Here is a 17,542-nt window from a genome sequence, read left to right as displayed (position 1 = left end):
CGTGACGTACCAGGGGGAAAATTGGGGAAACATTTATACTGTATTGACATTATCAAGTCCACTGCATAGCATCTGCCCCCTCCAAAATTCTCAATGACCTTCTGATTTGGGCCAACAGAGCCTGGAAGGTCAGTAATTTCAGTGGTTTTCGAGCGCACAGCCTGCCTCGAATCCCCGCCTATTTGCAGGAAGCCAATTGATGACCAATCTCGTATGTACTCGTAACCAGACCCTGCTGCAGCCATGGGTTGATAAGTACTTTGCTCTCAACAGCGGAGACCCAGCGGTATGGGCCGAGCTCTATCATGCTCACCACACAGAGGGCCTTGCCGCAATGTGGGGCGAGACCCAGGCGCGTGGCTATGAGCCCGCCACGGTGGTCATCGACTGGACAGCGACCGAATGCCGATTAACCAATCGCTTGGTCAAACGCGCCATACAGACGCTGCTGCACCTTAAAGATGGCCGGTTTAACTACATTGCCGAAAATCTTCATGAGGTCGTCGACGCTCACCCGAACCCTTTTGCGGTTCGGGCTGCCATGGCAGATCTTGAGTCGCTGTTCAGTACAGAAAATCGTCTGGCTGATACGGAAGAAGAGGGTTTGGTACGTAGCATGGCCTTTCCGTAGGCTCGGTACTCCCCGGCTTTAGCCGGTGGCTAGCTTTAAGATCAAGGGCGCCTAAAAGGGCGCCCTTTTTGTTGCAATCAAACAAACCCGGTTGTGATGTACTCGCCCCGCTTAGCGCCCTTGGTGAGCAGCGGAGAGTGATTCAGGTTCATTGAGAAGGTGTACTTCTTGGGGTTGCCGACGCCGGGCACCAGGGACTTCTCCAGGTACTTCTCGCGGGCGATCTTTTCCGGGGTGTCCCAGATCAGGTCAACGAGGCTTTTCTCGAACAGCAAGAGCTTGGCTTTGGACTTAAAGCTCGCCGTCTTGCGGATCCTCCCCTCTTCTGAGCAGGTTGCCTGCCCCCAGGCATTGACGAAGGCCCGGAGAACGCTCGCCGGCGCTGTGATGGTGGCTTTCGATTTACCTTTGATGAAGTACCGGTTGGCACCTATAACGACCAATTCAATGGTCGTGCTGCTGAATACGGACAGCATCTTGTGGAGGACGGTGATCAAGCGATTGCGCGGTGCTGCTTTGAGCCAGACCCAGTAATGCTCATCGTCCAACCAGGCCACGTCAGGGCGCTCGCTCATGACGTCACGGATGAAGGATCTTGCTTCGGCTTCTGGTAGGTCAGGCAACAAGTAGAGCAAGGTGTCGATGTGCACCATACCCAAGTGCGTGCAGGCCTTTTGGGCGTTCGCGCTGATCTTCTGAGCGATGCCTTCCATGCCTGGGGTGATCAGGAAACGGCTGCTTTGGCACTCCTCAACGACTTTGACGTCCTTTACGGGCATGCCAAACAGTGATGCGGCCTTGAGTACGCCCTCGATCCGGGTGCCGGCGAGACCTTGTGCGCTGAGAACCTGCTCGACTCTGCGGGCACTGGATGGCGCCAGCGAAGAGATGGCCTGGATCAAGCCTGGAAGGGTTGTCAGGTGTTTGTGTGCGTAAGGAGCCAGATTTACAGCGATGGCTTTCGAGATCTGTCTGACCCTTTCCCTGGTGAGTCCAAACTCATCGCCGGCCTGCTGCAGGCTGCAAGATGTCTGTCCGTCCCAACCGAAAAGGCGGAGGGTGATCTTCATGTCACGTTGGTTCAAATCGACTGCGGGAAATGCTTCCGCAATAAGATCCCTGATCTCGTCAGCGAAGATCTTCATCTGGGCTAGGCCTCTTCTTATTATTATATGGCTGTTCTACGCCAGCTTTAGAAGAATATACCCAGCCCTATGAAAGTGGTCAATAATGGCCTTATGTTAATACGAGTTTCGGTGGAGTCAGGCTTGAAGCCACTGGCTCCATCCACCTGACGTCGATGAAGTAACTCCCCAGCGCATTACCGTGGTCATCCATTCCCTTGGCCTGCATATCTGGCTTGGTCTTGAATTTTTGCCGGTTTTTATAGGGGTGATAGGGGGTAAGACCAGTGTCGATGATCTCAAGAATGGTGGTCATCTTGATCTCATACACGGCCCACTTGTAAGGCGCAGGTTTATATCTACCGTCGCCATCGATGCCTTCAGGCCAGGTGACCCAGAACAGAATCGTTAGGCCAGGGTATTTCTCCCGGTACCGATAGATGTCTTTGGTATTGAGCGTGATGGTGAAGTAGGGGTCGAAGCCTGATCTCCCGCACAGGAAGAAAGGCGTCTGTACTGCCTTCAAATCGCATAACCCGTATCCGGAGACAATGAGGTCTGGGGCGTATTTGTTCTTGTGTTTATCGGGGTTTAGGGAGACTTTAAGGTGGGTATGCCGGTTCATCAACTCGATGAACTCTTCCTCTCGACGTTCGCCCTCTGCACACCAGGCGATCTTGTTCTCGTTATCAGAAGGGACTTTTGAATCGCACTTAACATTGGACATAAATTGCCAGCGTTTAGTGAACCACATCCTGGGAGCTCAGCTTTCGCATCTCCTTTTTACAATCAGTGTTGGTGATGTAGAACCAAGCAAAGGGGGCCTGTCGCTCATGCTAGGCCCCCCTGGAGCAACGATCAGTCTAAACTGGGTACGGACTCAGCATTGCCCCTCATCGCGGCGTCAGCGTCCAGCAGAGCCCTTTCCAGCTCCAACCGAAGATCTGCTCGGTGCTTGGCCAAGTCTTCGATCTCAGCAACTGGCGCAATATCGCTGGAAACCTTGCGCGATACTGTACGAGTCTGCTGTTTGACGTACTCGATCTTAACATTGTCGCCCCACAAGCTCACCAACTTCTGCATGGCTGGGCCATTGGTGCTGATTGGCGGCGTAGGGAGCTCATTAGGCTCGGTTTCACCGTGGCCTTGGATGTAGACCCGCATCGTGCCTTCGTCATTCAGCGAAGCCAGACCGTGAACTTTGGCCATCTCGCGGAAAACGTTAGCCCCTTCGGGAAGCTTGACGACTACCCTGCCCGACTGGCTCTGCAGATATGTTTCCAGCAGCTGCACGCTGTCGGTCATCAACGACACTTTCTTGGTTTTGCCATTGAACCTGACGCGACCTTCGAGCACGACCAGGTTATCGTCCTTGAGGAACGCCTGGTAGTCGTTGAACTCTTTCTGCCACACAGTACAGTCCAATCGAGCGGTGCCGTCATCGAGCTTGAAGTAGGCCTGGCCACCCTTGGTTTGCCTTACGTCCAAGTCGGTCAGAAGCCCTGCAATCGTTACGTTGTAGTAGCGATCTTCCTTTTCGATGGTTTCGTCTTCAACGTTGGTGATGAGCTGCGCCAGACTCGCGGTGAGTGCGGACTTGAGTGCTTGGCGGTGACGTTCGTATGGGTGACCGGTCAAGTAAAGACCTAGAACCTTGCGCTCACCAGCCAGGCGAATGTCAGTTTCCATTGCTTCTACAGCAATTCTTGGAACTGGCGGGATGTCCATGTCGAACAACATACCCTGGCCAGAGTACGCCCGAAGTTGTTTACCGGCTGCCTGGGCAAGCGGCGACACAGCCAACAGCTCGGAGCGATCCATGGCGGTGTAGTCGAACATTCCTGCGTTAATGCAGGCCTCAGCAACGCGCTTGTTCAGCTGGTTGCGGAAGTGGAAGTCAATCAGGTTCTCGTATTCGCCATTCGATTGCCTGTTGGCGATCACGTTCTGCGCGATACCTTCACCAAACCCTTTGATGGCGCCCATGCCGTACAGGATTTTTCCTTCGTGCGGTGTGAAGTGCCAGTTCGAGTGGTTCGCGTGAGGTGGGCAGATTTCCAGGCCCATGCTGCGGCATTCGTGGATGAACCGGACAACCTTGTCGGTTTCAACCATGTCCGAGGACAGTACGGCTGCCATGAAGTGCTCAGGGAAGTGTGCTTTCAGGTAGGCCGTTTGGTATGCAATCAGGGCATAGGCAGCGGAGTGCGACTTGTTGAAGCCGTATTCTGCGAACTTCGCCATAAGGTCGAATACGGACTCTGCCAGCTTTTCCGAAATTTCGTTACCAACACAGCCGTCGACGAAGATTTGGCGCTGCTTGGCCATTTCTTCGGGCTTTTTCTTACCCATGGCTCGACGCAGCATGTCCGCGCCACCGAGGGTGTAGCCGGCCATCACCTGGGCGATCTGCATCACCTGTTCTTGGTAAACGATAACCCCGTAGGTGTTCTCCAGGATCGGCTCAAGCGACGGATGCGGGTAAGATACCTCTGCCCTTCCGTGCTTACGGTCAACGAATTCGCCAACCATGCCTGACTGCAGCGGGCCCGGACGGAACAGCGCCACAAGTGCGATCAAGTCTTCCAGGCAGTCGGGCTTGAGCTGCTTGACCAGCTCTTTCATACCAGCCGATTCGAGCTGGAAGACGGCAGTGGTCTCGCATCGCTGCAACAGAGCGTACGTGGCCTTGTCATCAAGAGGGATGTCGGCGATGTTGAGTCGCGATAGCCCTTTTTTCGCACGATCTGCGTTAATGGTTTTCAGCGCATAGTCGATTACGGTCAGTGTACGCAGACCAAGGAAGTCGAACTTTACAAGGCCGGCTGCCTCAACGTCGTCTTTGTCAAACTGCGATACAAGGCCTGAACCGTCAGGATCGTTAAGTGTCGGCGTGTAGTCGGTCAGCTTTCGCGGGGCAATAACTACGCCACCAGCGTGCTTGCCGGTATGCAGTGTAAGGCCTTCCAGAGCCTTTGCTTCATCCCACACCAGCTTGGTTTCTGAGTTTGTGCTGTAGAGGATCCTGATCTCTTCGATTTCATCCCAGGCCTTTTGCAGGGTCATGCCAGGATCTTTGGGGATCAAGTTGGACAGATGCCTGCCCGTCCGGTACGGCAGACCAAGGGCTCTTACCACGTGAGCGATAGAGCTCCGCGCAGCCATTGTGCCGTAGGTGATGATCTGGCTTACGGCGTTGTGACCGTAGGTATCGGCCACATAGTCGATAACCAGTTCCCGCTTGTCCATGCAGAAGTCGATATCGAAGTCGGGCATGGAAACGCGTTCTGGGTTCAGGAACCGTTCGAACAGGAGCGCATAAGGAATAGGGTTGAGGTCGGTAATCCCGAGAGCGTACGCAACGAGTGAGCCAGCGCCCGACCCCCTGCCCGGCCCAACGGGGATGTCGGACTTCTTCGCCCACCGGATAAAGTCCGCGACGATCAAGAAGTAGCCAGGGAAGCCCATTTCGTTGATGACGTTGAGCTCAAAGCGGAGCCGATCTTCATATTCCTGGCGGTGCTCGGCGATAACGTCGTCGGTTTTGAAGTAATCACGAAGGCGAACTTCGAGCCCATCAAAGGACATTTGCTCGAGAAACTTGCCTTCGTTCATCCCTTCAGGGACGGGGAAGCTCGGCAGGTAGTTCTTACCCAGCGTCAAATCCACACTGCATTGTGCCGCGATGGCCAGCGTGTTTTCGATAGCCTCGGGGATGTCCGAGAACAACTCGATCATCTCTTCCGGGGTTTTCAGGTACTGATGCTGTGTGCATGCGGCATGGAGCTCGCCCTGCATGTCTTTCACAGTCTTGCCCTGAGCGATAGCCAGGCGAATTTCGTGGGTTCTGAATTGCTGGCTCTCCATGAATCGCACGGAGTTGGTAGCCACCACAGGCAGGCCTACTTCCACTGCAAGATCCACGGCCATCTGGACATAACGGTCGTCAGCACCGTGGCCGATGCGCTGCAATTCGAGATAGAAGTTTTCACCAAAGATCTCATGGAAGTCGGAGACCGAATCCATGATGTGGCTTGAGTCCCTTCCATTCAGCAGCAAGCGGCCAATCTCACCGTCTCGTGCACCGGACAGGGCGATCAGACCGTCAGATTTCCCCTTGAACCAGCTCAGAGGGATGATTGGGCGTTTTTCTTTGTCGCGGATCGCCGTCAGGTAGCCATCAGAGATGATTTCCTTCAGCGCCAAGTAGCCGTCGTTGTTTCGGCACAGCACGGTAATCAGGGAGGTACTTGTACGGCTCGTCTGGACTTGTACCTGAGCCCCGATAATGGGCTTCACGCCCTGGGCCATCGCAGCGTTGTAGGCTTTGATGGCACAGAACATGTTGCTATCGTCGGTCACTGCAACTGCCGGCATTCCCGCAGCAGCCACGCCTTTCATGAGTGGCTTGATGCGCACCAGCGAGTCATGAAGGGAGTAATCTGAGTGAAGAGATAGGTGGACAAAGCTCACACTGAGCACTCCTTGGGATCAAATAGTCCCTACAGGTTGACAGAGGAGACTAATTGCAATCAATTGACAATTCGAGGGCGAACCCTATACTCCCCCAGCCCATTTCGCAACACCCCCCGAGGAGCCCATGACATCATTCGTTGACGCTAACGGCGTCGCAAATTTTAAGGAGCGTGCGGCTCCTCTAGAAAAGAGCATCATCGCAACCCTGCTTGATGAGCCAAGTCTTCATGAGCAAGTGGCCGAATTCATTGAGGTTGGGGACTTTTTTAACGATGCTGCACGTCAGGTTTATGCCTGGTTGCATGGCGAAAGAAAGCTGCATAACCCTGTTTCAGCAGTGCTTGCACTGTCCCGATTTGCGAGCCTTGCGTTCGTAGAATCGTATCTCATGGAAACGCTATCGGAGCTCCCCGCCCCTGCCAGCGTTGCCAAAATGGCAGAAGAATTGCGGGAAATTGCCGTCCGTCGCAATGCTGTCCAGGACATGCAGCAAACCGTTGTAGATCTGGTGCAATTTAAGTCCTCTGTTGAAGACGGGCTCTCGAAAATGGCACTTGGAGTCCAGGTTGCCAATCAACGCCTGGCGTCCAACGGCGATACCATCCGCTCCTACGGTGATGTGTGCGACCAGTGGATGATCGAGTTCCAGGAAAGGGCGTCTGGTAAGGCCCTACCTGGTGTGCCTACTGGCTTTACGCATTTGGATGACCTGCTGGCCGGCCTACAGCCTGCAGACCTTGTTATCATCGGTGGTCGCCCTTCAATGGGTAAAACCACTTTTGCCATGAACATCATCGAGTATGTGTCGCTCGTCCTGAACGAATCGACCATGGTGTTCTCCCTGGAGATGCCTAGCGTCTCGATCTTCCAGCGCTCTGTCGCAAGTGTGGGCGAGATTGATTTCGAGGATCTTCGTCGCGGCAAGCTCAAGATCGGCGACCTTGAGAAGCTTAAACTCGCTTCGGAAAGGCTCAAGAAGGCCCCAATCTTCATCGATGATAGTGCTGGTTTGACGCTTGAGCAGCTTTGCGCTCGCGCCATAAGGCAATTCAAGAAGAAGCCCTTCAAGCTGATCATGATCGACTACCTGCAACTGATGCGCTTCTCATCGATTTACGCAGGTAACCCCAATCTGGGTGTTGGCGAAATCAGTCGGGGCTTGAAACAACTGGGCAAGCTGCTCGGTGTGCCAATCATCGTGCTGTCCCAGCTTTCTCGCGACCTGGAACGACGTCCCAACAAGCGCCCAATGCCAGCCGACCTGCGTGACTCCGGCTCCATCGAGCAGGACGCCGACGTTATTGCGTTCGTTTACCGTGATGAAGTCTACAACCCAGAAACCGAGCACAAGGGTGTAGCTGAAATCATCATCGCCAAGCAGCGGAACGGCCCATTGGGTACCGTGTATCTCGACTTCAAGAACGGTCAGTCCTGCTTCAAGAACCTGGACTCATCGACTGCGCAACACCTAGCGGAAAACAAGCCAAAACCTCAACACCCGCAGCGCAAGGGCAAAGAAAAGGTAGAGCAGTTGCCTAGCGCGAGCAGTTTTGCAGAGATTGGTGACTCAGACGACTTCTTGCAACGGACGGGTGAGACTATGCCGTGGGATGCACCCCCTTCGGAGCAATCAGATCGCGATGATGAGTGGATTCCGCTTTAATTGGCGTAGGCTCACATGAAACAATGGCACAAAATTGCCAGCGCTGGAGATAACGTAAAGTGACGACACATCTAGATGATCGGCGAATTTTCGCTGACGTCGAAACGACCGGCATCCACTACCATGAAGGCCATAAAATCGTTGAGGTCGGCCTTGTTGAAATGATCAACGGACGTCTAACGGGCCGTAAATTTCACGAATACGTTGATCCACAGCGCGATGTCCCCGAGGAAGCCTGGGAAATTCACAAGCTGACCCGTTCGGACTGTATTGAGCGTGGTGGCGGACAGATTTTTGCAGACATCGTCCCTCGCATGCTTGAGTTCATCGCCGGCAGCAGGCTTATCGCCCACAACGCGCCGTTTGACGTTGGTTTCATCGGAGACGAACTTAAGGGCCTCGGACAGCCGACGCTGGTCGAAATGGGCATCCCTTTCACGTGCACCCTCGCTTTGGCTCGGGCCAAGTATGGTCAAGGCGCCACCCTGGATCAGTTGAACCGAAGGCTGCTTGGAGACGCTCAGATTGAGCGTGAGGCTCACGGCGCCCTCCTCGACTCCGAGATTCTGGCTGCTGTCTACCAGGTCATGACCATCGAACAGACTCGCATGGTGTTTGATAACCGTGTGGTGTTGGCGGGGCCAAAGCTTACTCCTGAGCGCGTTAGCGTTAATCCAGGGTCGCTTAAGCGAACTCTCCTCACTGGTGAAGACCGTGAGCGCCACGAGAAGCTCTGCCAACGCATTCGCAAGGCTTCTGGAGGTGCCTGCCTCTCCGATGCCTTCGAGATGTGATATCGCTTCCCTGAGCGCCTTGTAGGAGCTTCCAGGATCAGCGGAAACAAAAAAGTGCGCCAAGGCGCACTTTTTCTTTGCCCGGTGACAATCAGTCGAGGAAATCCTGGATGATTTGCTGGGCGGTACCGAAGCCAGCCTGGTTCTTTCCGTTCGAGGCCATCAGCGTCGGCGTACCTGTCACGTTAAACATGTCGCCGAGGTTGTAATGGTCAGGCACTGGCGCCGGCAGGCGATTCAGCGATTTTGGCAGAGCGGCGCAGTCGGCTTCAGGAACCCTGTAGCCCGCGAAAGCGTCGTTCATGGCCGAGACCTGGTCTACGGCGCACCACACATTTTTCAGGTTGTGTGCACCATCAGAGAGTTGGCCAGCCGGTACTGTTGCCATATCACGAGGGTACAGCAGGTAGTGAACCGAGATCCCCGCCTCCAACAGCTGCGGCAGCGCTTTGTGTAGCTTTTTGCAGTACGGACAGGTCGGGTCGGTGAACGCGTAAATGCGCAACTTTTCGTTTGGCGCTTTGTAGGTCACCGTCCACTCGTCCGGAATGGTGCTCAGTGTGCTTCTGATTTGTTCGCGCTTAACGCTCTCCGGCATTGGCATCCCATCAGGATACGTGCCGATCTTCACGACAGCTACTTGTCCAGACTTTGCCACGGCTTCGCGATGTTCCTGGATGCTAGCCAGGGCTTGCTGGTCAACGAACGGGGCTGGATGCTTCGTCCAACGAGTCCCGTCCGGCGATTCCGTCGTTTGTGCTGAGCTGCTGACAGGCTGAGTAGCTGTGACCGCCTGTGGGGCTGTTCCAGGCGTTACATGACTTTCTCCGAGCTCAGGTTGCGGCCTGGTAGTGCTCGAATGCGCTGTGCTCGCCACAGGCTCTCCATCTTGCACGTATACAACTGGGCCGGCCTTGTTGATCTCGTCGGCTTTTGCTTTCAGGAAGTCACGGAAGGCCTGGGCATTTGCATCAGAGCCGATGTCTAGCCCGCCAGGCGGAACAGGGCGAGCTTGCGGTGGAGTAGCGACAGTATCGACGCTTTCGGTGGCCACAGCGGCTACAGCTGCAGGAGTTGGCTCTTGAGCCTTGCTTGCTTCACCTTTGTCACCAAAGTGGGGCGCAAGCTGGGAGTAAGTGATCGCTAGGGCAGCAACCACGATGGCAATGTTACGTGCGAGCGCACTGTAAGAACCCTTCCCCTCAGCAGCCGGGGATTTGCTGATATTTTGCATCGATTAACCTCTGATGTGTCACAGCCCAAGTACAAGAGACCCAGGCACATGATCGTCTAAAGCATAGGACAAACCGATGGTCAATATATCACATATGTTTCTGTCAAAAAGTGAGTTCAGCACTACGCTCAGGCAGTACGAGTTCGGTCTTGAACGCGTGCTCTTTCAGTTGCTCGACGAAACTGTGGAGCGAGTCAAAACGCGATACACCATGCCTGAAGTCAGTTCGGGTCTGATTCCATGGCTGGTTGATCAGGATCGTGTGGCTCACAAGGCCGGCAGCTTTCATGTCATCCAGGTTCTTCGGGTAGTCGTCGATCATGTACAGGAACCCACCTGGGTACCGGGCAGCAGCTGCCTGAGCCTTGTTCATACCCTCGGGCACAATGATCAAGTCGTCGTAAGGGACGCCATGCAGCTCCAACCATGCCTTGGTGACCGCATAAGCATCCGGATGGTAGCCCCGTGAGGTGATCAGTACGATTGGGCGACCTGAATCTTTGATCGCTTTCAGGGCTGCGAGAGCGCCTTCAGCGAGCGGTATTGAGGACAGCAAACCGTCATCAATAATCGCATCAAGAAACTGCTCCAGGGTGATCCCATAGAGGTCTGCAACGTTGAATGTAGTCCAGTTTTCTGGGGGCTGAACGTGAGGGAATCTGCTGTTGAGGCTCGCAAAAAGAGCGTTTTTGAGGACACCAACAACATCGTCCAGGTCGACGGCAAACGGCTTCATGACAATACTCGCTAAAAAATGGGCGTCAATTTATACCAAATGTCGGAAATAATGTCAATTTACGGCTAATGTTCCTCTCTTCCTTGCGCCATCAACATTGCAGATTTTATGATCAATGGATGAGCAATCGAGATTATCCAAATGAACATTCCTGAAGCCCCTGATTTCCTGTTCCTGGTCGACCTTAAAAAAGCAGCTGACACTGAGGTGTGGGACGGTGAAGGCGAGTTTTCTTGGGAAGAATTCAAGGACAGGCTTTCTACCCACGATATCCGCCATGCAAAGGACGGGGCTGGCTTCATGCCTGTGCTGATGAAGCCCGAGCAGGAATGCGTACTGCTGTACCCGAAAAAGGAAGGTTCCAAGCCCCACCACCGTGGCGACGTGAATATCGAGGCGATTACATCGCTGGTTATCGATCTTGACCAACCTGGAGTACTCGAGAAGGCTGAGTCGGTTTTTTCTGGGTATGAATACCTGGTGTACTCCACTCACAACTTCACCAAGGATCAGCCGTGGAAATATCGCATGGTTGTTCGACTCATGGAGCCTATCCTGGTCGATAACTGGCCACTGTGCTTTGAAGCGCTCAAGACGCGCATCGAGCTTGATCCTTCGTGCTGCAACCCTTCACGGTTCTACTACTACCCGAGCCACAACAAGAACTCGGAAATTGATCCTGTAAAATTCCACAAGCGCGGATCGCCGATTTCTCTCGAGCAAATTTTGAGTCTCGCTGGCGACAAGGAAGCTCTTCTACGCCAAGACAGGCCAATCAAGTACAGGCTCACTTCACGTACCAACCAAGTGAAGTCGATCAATCATTTCTCTGGCAAATCGGTTAGCCGTTACGATGCTGTTGCCGATGAAATCGACATGTCTTGGGCGACCATGAGTGAGCGGCATAAATTTGCAATCGACACTTACCGGCTTGCAGGTTCTAACCACAACCTGGCTCTGAGTATCACCGCCAGGGAAATCGCCAAGATGGGGCCAAAGGTAGATTTGAAATCCACCCTCCTCTTCGCGTTTCAAGTTGCAAACGTTGAAGGCGCTAGGGGATTGGAGTCTGGTAACACCATGGCCGAGCTCCCAGGCATGATCATTGACGGCATGCTTAAGTACGCCCCAGAAGCTTACGAAAAGTTCGAGAAGGAGCACGGCTCTAGCCTTGAGAATTGGCTAAATGGTTTGGTGCGCTGGGCGAGCATCAGTTACACAACTGAAAACCTTCCTGGTAAGCCATCAGAGAAAACCACGATGGGTAATTATGATCGTGACCTGAAAACCCGGCAGAACGAGACCAAGACAGAGTACGAGGTCTTGAAGGAAAGGCATAAGCCGTACCTTCGCGACTTCATCAAAACTGGCGACATTAAGACCCTGGTCAAACTGGTATTGCAGCATGAGTTGAAAGCTGCGCAGCCGAAGTACCCAGAGATTGCAAAAGCCTTGGTCAACTATCAGATCGGCTACCAGTCTGCTGTTTTGCACAAGCCAAGCATTGAAGGTTGGACGGCAATCCAACAGGACGTGGAGTCGTTAAAGAGACTCTTCTCGGATAAGCATGTAGACGCTGACCCGCAGAAAATTACCTTTGCACGAAGCGCCTTCTTGATCGAGTCGATGACTCGTATCCCACAAGAAGTAGTGCCAAAGAAATCTGACGAGCCGACTCCAGCCTAAACCGTTATCCCCACCTTCTATTGAGGGTGGGTTTCTTCTTACCCCCTCCGCACCACTCTCCCCTACCCCATACAAAGCAGTCGGAAATTCCGACTCTGAATATCGCACTCACCATAGACCCCTGCCTTCCACTTAACGGAAGGGTTGGCATGTTGGTATGAGCCAGGTTCTGCTCTCATCATTTCCGTTGCCACCCATCACCCGCTGCCTACTTCAAGACCATCAGAGTTAGACCTAGCGGCTTCTGCTCGAAGCTTTTGTTACGACTGCTGAGTTGCGTAGTCGCCCTTCCCTACCGAAGATTCAAAGCAATGGAGCTTGTCGCAATTTCCGACAGGCTCTCAGTAAGACTACCCATCCCTTTCGCGTACTCAATCCTTCGCCTATAGCTGATGCCTGAAAGCGATCTTGTCTCAAGGCGGTAGGTCAGGGGTTCCCGGATTGATGATCTGTCTCAGTGGCTAAGTCGGAAATTCCGACATCGTTGGCCCGCCCAGGCACCCAGTATCCGGTGTCGGAATTTCCGACAACGGCAGTGACACCCTCTCATGATGGTGGGCGCCAACTGCTTGAAATGGTCTCCATCGGGTTGACCGTGGCAGCAAGACCAGAGCCACCAATGGAACCCAGGTCGTGCGCTGAATGACCATTTGGAGCAGACACGGAGGTTCGATTCAAGGACGTCGATTGTTGGGGAGCAGTCGGAATTTCCGACTCGACATGGCCCGGCATGGGGTCATGGTGGGTAGTCGGAATTTCCGACTCGGCTGTTTCATGGTGAGGCACCCCAGGTGGAGTCGGAATTTCCGACACACCAACGAGGGAGAAAGTCGGAATTTCCGACTCGCGAAAGATACAGTATAACATGCCAATATAGAGTGTTTTCGCCCATATTCGATCAAATAATGATCAAAATCAGCAGTCGGAAATTCCGACTCGCCTGAAATGGCCCTCTTTGACCATGGGCTGCATCACTCGCTCCGGAGGGCAAATAGGTGTCAACGGTCTCCGGCCATTGCCACGAGCACCCAACCAGGCTGCCACTGGGGCTTCATATGGGAGCAATGACGGCACCCAGCTATGCATCATGATGCCCTGCTCCCTACCTGAATAGCCTCCAGTGCGATGATGGAACGGTTGGCCCAATGGCTGTCGAGCCTCTCAGTTGAGCACGCTCAGGACTGAAGGCCTGCCCCGTACTTCATCAAAATTGAGATTCGGAAATTCCGACTCGGGCACCAAACGAGGTGGCTACGCAAGGTATTGCGATGCAGTGCGGGGAATGCAGTAGGTCTCAAGAAGTGATCATCCACGGCCTGATCAACCTCTGAATCAGAGAAGCTCCATGGGCCACAGCAAATCAAATGCAGTCCTGGAACGAGCTTGGTTGGTCAGTCATGAGTGCGGTTATGGTGTCCAGGGTGAAGCCATCGCATGAAACTGATGAGTACCGGAATTGGTTTGCTGCTTGGCACGAGTTAGCGTCTGAAGATTTGATGATCAAAATCAGGTGCCAGGCTGCCCTATGTGGATCATGGATTCACGGTAAAGCGCTGCCGATCCATCATCATCCCGGCACACCTCCTCGTGTAGAACACTCCCTCATTTCGTACCAGGCTTCATAGAGTGGCCACTTTGGAGCCAAACAAGCTAACCTGGAAACTGCTTCCGGCTGCTTCGACAACCTTGGAGTTGCCTTGTGCGCACTGGATCATTTGCATCGTGCGGACTCTTTTCAGGTAGGTGTGGTTTGGGTCTTGAGAATGGCGGTCACAGATCCGCGACGAAAACACCGATCTGGAGGCATCCTGCGCCCTAGGCTCATTCACGAACTCAGCTTGTAGTTCGTCGGCCAGCCCGTCAGCCGGCTGGCACGACCTTGAAGAGCTTGTCTGCAACTCGACCAATCGTTCGCCGGCCATCATCAACACACCAGGTACGACTGCTCGGCATTCGGCGATACGTGGCTTATGCATGCACCTATTAAGGGTCTGGATACCTTGCTGAAACGCAGTGGAGCTTTTGAGTTGAGATGAAAGCGTCTTTGTCTAACCAATCAGGCAGCCTTCTTTGGTGCTTCTTTATGTGCATGCGCCTCCACTGCATCCAATCTGGTGAACTCGGCATCGCCTAGGCCAAGCCAACTTTCGCATTGGCCACCCTGAGGGTTGTCTGGTCAAAGCCTTCATGCGGGTGTTTTTCATAGATGACGTGCGCACCTAAATGCACCGACCAGGATCGGTTGCCAGCGCATTTCGGCCCTCGATGTATCGATTGTTGATCCGTCCAAACAGATGGGCCGAACAAAAGTGGGCTTCAACTCGCTATCCATCCCACCACCTGTTGCCATGTGATCAACTTGCCCTGTGTGTTTGACTGACTGAACGCAAATGGAACCAGCCAACTCTGCGCAGGCTTCTATGAGAATGATTATCAGTCATCTACTATCGTCGTTTAGACTGCATATCAAATTGATATCTAAGTTCTGCCGTGTTGTCGGAATTTCCGACTACCGGCTGCTGGACGAAGTAGTAGAGCAAGAGATCAGAGGTCATGGCGAGTCGGAATTTCCGACAATGTGCCGGGCTCCGATGCAGGCTTCCCTACCAATCTCGGAGTAGCCAAGTCGGAATTTCCGACTGTTGCTGTCGTGTTCCAGTACCACCACCTAACCAAGCACGCTAGTGACAAGTCGGAATTTCCGACTTGCTCATTACCGCGAAGATGATCCGGCGCCATAAGCTGTGATGGCTGGGAATCAAAATTCTGGATGCTTCTACGGGAACAGACCGGAAAGCTTGTTTTTTCCGTGTTTTTTGGGTTTTCCAATTTTAAATTGTCGTCGGTGACAGGCGCCAAAAAACAGAACAAAGCAAAATCAGAAACACCTAATTTGCGTCTTTTGTGGACTAATGTGGCATGCGAAGTCGCTCCAATGATCGCCACCTGGCTTCGCATAAGGCAGCGTACCGGCACGCGTCGGAAATTCCGACTGAGTTCCGGATGAGAACCGAACGGTTTTTCCTTGGTCGAATCAAAGGCTTGGCCATCGTGCTGGCGCAGTCGAGAGGGAAGGGCGCAGATCAAAATCCGTTGCTGTGTCCACGCTACCATCTGATCAACCTTGTTGGCGGACGAGTCGGAAATTGCGACTCAGAAATCTGTGACGGCGGAATAGCTTCGTGCGGGGAATGGAAGGGAAGGGCGGGGCAGTGGTAGTCGGAAATTCCGAATGAGGTTGAAAAAAACCGTTTTAGCGGTAAATCTATAAGTGTTACGATTTGACGATATTCCCTATAGCCGTTATACTTTCCCACAATGCTTAGATGAAAACGACGATCTAAGCCAAAACCCTAAGGAAGGCAAAAAGTGAATACGACAGTACCTTACGAATTCAAACAAACTTCTGTTCTGATGTTTGCTAACAACAAAGGTGGTGTGGGGAAAACCACCACTGCGCTCAACGAAGCCGCAGCCCTAAGCGAAAAGGGTAAGAGCGTTATCTACCTGGACTTCGACGATTCCACCAACTCGTCCTTCCACATCAAAGTCAAAGGGTCTTCGGAAAAGTGCTTCCCAATTTCCAGCTTCTTGACCAACCCTAATCTCGAAATCCAGGACTGCATTCTTTGGGGGACGAAACTTAATAATGTTGGTCTGATCCCTTCAGATAAAGGGATTAAGAAGGCACTAGAAGCTAAGGCCCATGGCAGCGATGAAGAAATTCTCAAAATCGTCGTACGCCTAAGACAAGCATTGGATTCATTGGACGGTACTGTCGACTACATCATTATTGATGCATCACCAACAATGGATACCGCTGTAAAAATCGCTCTATCCGTAACAACGCACCTCATCTTCGTCGTTGACGGAAGTTCCTATTCGGATCAGGGCGTCGTGAACATGATGAACTCCGAAGAAATGGAGTTTGTGAAAAAGCACAATCCGAACCAGGCCATTCTTGGTGTTCTTCTTAACAAAATTGATACACGGACTACTGTTTCGCGTATGAAAATTGATAAGCCAGAAATTGGCGGCGTAAAACGTATCAATGTTTACATTCCAGAGCGAAAAGAAGTAGACAACAATACGTATACGCAAGAGTTTGTTGTTGGCCCTGGTAAGAACAATCTTATTGCAGACAGTTATCGTGAGCTGGCTGACTTCATTATTGAAAGCACCCAACACAAAGAGGTGGCCTAATGACTGCTGCTATCGGCAATGATATGCGCTCCAGGGTTGAGGCCGCTCGAAAGTCTGGTGGTAGTTCGAAGGCTGACAAGCTAGCGCAAGCGATGGATGAAAACGCTGCCAGTTACTTGGAAAATAGCACCGTACCTGAAAGCGAGAAGATCGCAGATGGCGAGCATATTCATGAGTTTGACTGCCATGATATTGATCCGAACCCATACCAGAACCGGAGGAAGTTCGATCTAGAAGCCATCGAAAAGCTGGCTGCATCCATCAAGCAAAACAAGCAAGTCCAGGCGATTGGTGTTCGTAAGGTCGGCAATCGCTACCAGATTATCTGGGGCGAACGCCGGTGGCGTGCGGCGCGACTGAATCCAGGCCAAAAGATTCGTGGTGTTATCAGGGAGCTAACTGACCTTGAAATGATCCTGGTTTGTCATGCGGAAAACCATGATCGCGAAAAAACGTACGACTACGAAACATGGATCTCCATCAAGCACCTGCTTGATAAGGAGCAATCCACCGAGCAGATCTGTACCGGACTTGGTATTCAACAAAAAGAATATTACAAGTTCAAAAAATTCGGTGATATGCCGGTAGAAATCAAGGAGTTCCTTGAGGTAAAGCCAAACGCCATTCAACGGAATGATGCAGCAGATCTCGAGAAAATCTACAGAGAACTGCCTGCTGACCAGAACCCTGATGAAGTAACGGCAGCAGTTCTGGAGCTGATGGCAGATTACCTTTCCGGGAAATTGAAAAGCCGGGGAGAGATCGTTAAAAAGGTGAAGGCCAAGTTTGTTACCAAAGCGACCCGCAATCGTGAAAAGGTAAACAAGGAAAGCGTGCTGAAAGTTAACGGCACTGCGGTTGGCACATTGGTCAGAACACCTACTGAACTTCGTGTTTCGGTAAGTAGTGAAGATCTCCCGGCAGACAAGTTCGAAGAGTTTGAAAAGCTGCTAAACGGCTTTTTCCAGGTGTAATAAAAAGCCCCCTCACTGAGG

11 protein-coding genes are annotated in these 17,542 nt (G+C 52.7%); 6 read left to right on the top strand and 5 right to left on the bottom strand.

Annotated elements, in window-relative coordinates:
• The first annotated feature begins 199 nt into the window (after positions 1 to 199).
• Entirely contained in the window at positions 200 to 631 is a 432-nt protein-coding gene (locus DKB71_RS35505) for a hypothetical protein (RefSeq protein ID WP_408601274.1), read from the top strand.
• Positions 632 to 708: 77 nt separating this feature from the next.
• On the opposite strand, the gene DKB71_RS35500 is transcribed toward DKB71_RS35505, so the two are convergent.
• The 3 genes from DKB71_RS35500 to dnaE all read right to left on the bottom strand — a co-directional run bounded on the left by DKB71_RS35500 (position 709) and on the right by dnaE (position 6,228).
• The gene (locus tag DKB71_RS35500; protein WP_408601273.1) at positions 709 to 1,776 is read right to left on the bottom strand and encodes a hypothetical protein; all 1,068 of its coding nucleotides are present in this window, start codon (positions 1,774 to 1,776) and stop codon (positions 709 to 711) included.
• 91 nt (positions 1,777 to 1,867) lie between these two features.
• The gene (locus DKB71_RS35495) at positions 1,868 to 2,509 is read right to left on the bottom strand and encodes a hypothetical protein (RefSeq protein ID WP_408601272.1); all 642 of its coding nucleotides are present in this window, start codon (positions 2,507 to 2,509) and stop codon (positions 1,868 to 1,870) included.
• A 104-nt stretch (positions 2,510 to 2,613) separates the two neighbouring features.
• A complete protein-coding gene (dnaE, locus tag DKB71_RS35490; RefSeq protein ID WP_408601271.1) occupies positions 2,614 to 6,228 on the bottom strand; it encodes a DNA polymerase III subunit alpha in 3,615 nt (1,204 codons plus the stop codon).
• A gap of 127 nt (positions 6,229 to 6,355) precedes the next feature.
• Here dnaE and DKB71_RS35485 point away from each other — a divergent pair, with 127 nt between their 5' ends.
• On the top strand, positions 6,356 to 7,894 hold the full coding sequence (locus DKB71_RS35485) for a replicative DNA helicase (RefSeq protein WP_408601270.1): 1,539 nt from the start codon (positions 6,356 to 6,358) through the stop codon (positions 7,892 to 7,894).
• Positions 7,895 to 7,953: 59 nt separating this feature from the next.
• A complete protein-coding gene (locus DKB71_RS35480) occupies positions 7,954 to 8,688 on the top strand; it encodes an exonuclease domain-containing protein (RefSeq protein WP_408601269.1) in 735 nt (244 codons plus the stop codon).
• A gap of 91 nt (positions 8,689 to 8,779) precedes the next feature.
• On the opposite strand, the gene DKB71_RS35475 is transcribed toward DKB71_RS35480, so the two are convergent.
• Complete coding sequence (locus DKB71_RS35475; protein ID WP_408601268.1) at positions 8,780 to 9,922, bottom strand: DsbC family protein; 1,143 nt, start codon at positions 9,920 to 9,922, stop codon at positions 8,780 to 8,782.
• A 103-nt stretch (positions 9,923 to 10,025) separates the two neighbouring features.
• On the bottom strand, positions 10,026 to 10,658 hold the full coding sequence (locus DKB71_RS35470; protein WP_408601267.1) for a 5' nucleotidase, NT5C type: 633 nt from the start codon (positions 10,656 to 10,658) through the stop codon (positions 10,026 to 10,028).
• 141 nt (positions 10,659 to 10,799) lie between these two features.
• Here DKB71_RS35470 and DKB71_RS35465 point away from each other — a divergent pair, with 141 nt between their 5' ends.
• The 3 genes from DKB71_RS35465 (at position 10,800) to DKB71_RS35455 (ending at position 17,521) form a co-directional block, all read left to right on the top strand.
• Complete coding sequence (locus DKB71_RS35465) at positions 10,800 to 12,344, top strand: DNA primase (RefSeq protein ID WP_408601266.1); 1,545 nt, start codon at positions 10,800 to 10,802, stop codon at positions 12,342 to 12,344.
• Positions 12,345 to 15,713: 3,369 nt separating this feature from the next.
• Entirely contained in the window at positions 15,714 to 16,547 is an 834-nt protein-coding gene (locus DKB71_RS35460; protein WP_408601265.1) for a ParA family protein, read from the top strand.
• Positions 16,547 to 17,521, top strand: a complete 975-nt coding sequence (locus DKB71_RS35455) for a ParB/RepB/Spo0J family partition protein (RefSeq protein WP_408601264.1) — start codon at positions 16,547 to 16,549, stop codon at positions 17,519 to 17,521. Before DKB71_RS35460 ends, DKB71_RS35455 begins: the two co-directional genes overlap by 1 nt.
• Positions 17,522 to 17,542: the final 21 nt, after the last annotated feature.

This window comes from Pseudomonas sp. PLMAX (assembly GCF_046042685.1).
Taxonomy (GTDB): Bacteria; Pseudomonadota; Gammaproteobacteria; order Pseudomonadales; family Pseudomonadaceae; genus Aquipseudomonas; species Aquipseudomonas putida_AE.
The sequence above is the reverse complement of the archived record's forward strand: the minus strand, read 5'-3'. Positions and strand labels throughout refer to the sequence as shown.

What these genes read in the sequence shown, in the direction of transcription:
- DKB71_RS35505 (WP_408601274.1), top strand. Translation starts at nt 200, where the DNA reads ATGACCAATCTCGTATGTACTCGTAACCAGACCCTGCTGCAGCCATGG.
- DKB71_RS35500 (WP_408601273.1), bottom strand. Translation starts at nt 1,776, where the DNA reads ATGAAGATCTTCGCTGACGAGATCAGGGATCTTATTGCGGAAGCATTT.
- DKB71_RS35495 (WP_408601272.1), bottom strand. Translation starts at nt 2,509, where the DNA reads ATGTGGTTCACTAAACGCTGGCAATTTATGTCCAATGTTAAGTGCGAT.
- DKB71_RS35485 (WP_408601270.1), top strand. Translation starts at nt 6,356, where the DNA reads ATGACATCATTCGTTGACGCTAACGGCGTCGCAAATTTTAAGGAGCGT.
- DKB71_RS35475 (WP_408601268.1), bottom strand. Translation starts at nt 9,922, where the DNA reads ATGCAAAATATCAGCAAATCCCCGGCTGCTGAGGGGAAGGGTTCTTAC.
- DKB71_RS35470 (WP_408601267.1), bottom strand. Translation starts at nt 10,658, where the DNA reads ATGAAGCCGTTTGCCGTCGACCTGGACGATGTTGTTGGTGTCCTCAAA.
- DKB71_RS35465 (WP_408601266.1), top strand. Translation starts at nt 10,800, where the DNA reads ATGAACATTCCTGAAGCCCCTGATTTCCTGTTCCTGGTCGACCTTAAA.
- DKB71_RS35455 (WP_408601264.1), top strand. Translation starts at nt 16,547, where the DNA reads ATGACTGCTGCTATCGGCAATGATATGCGCTCCAGGGTTGAGGCCGCT.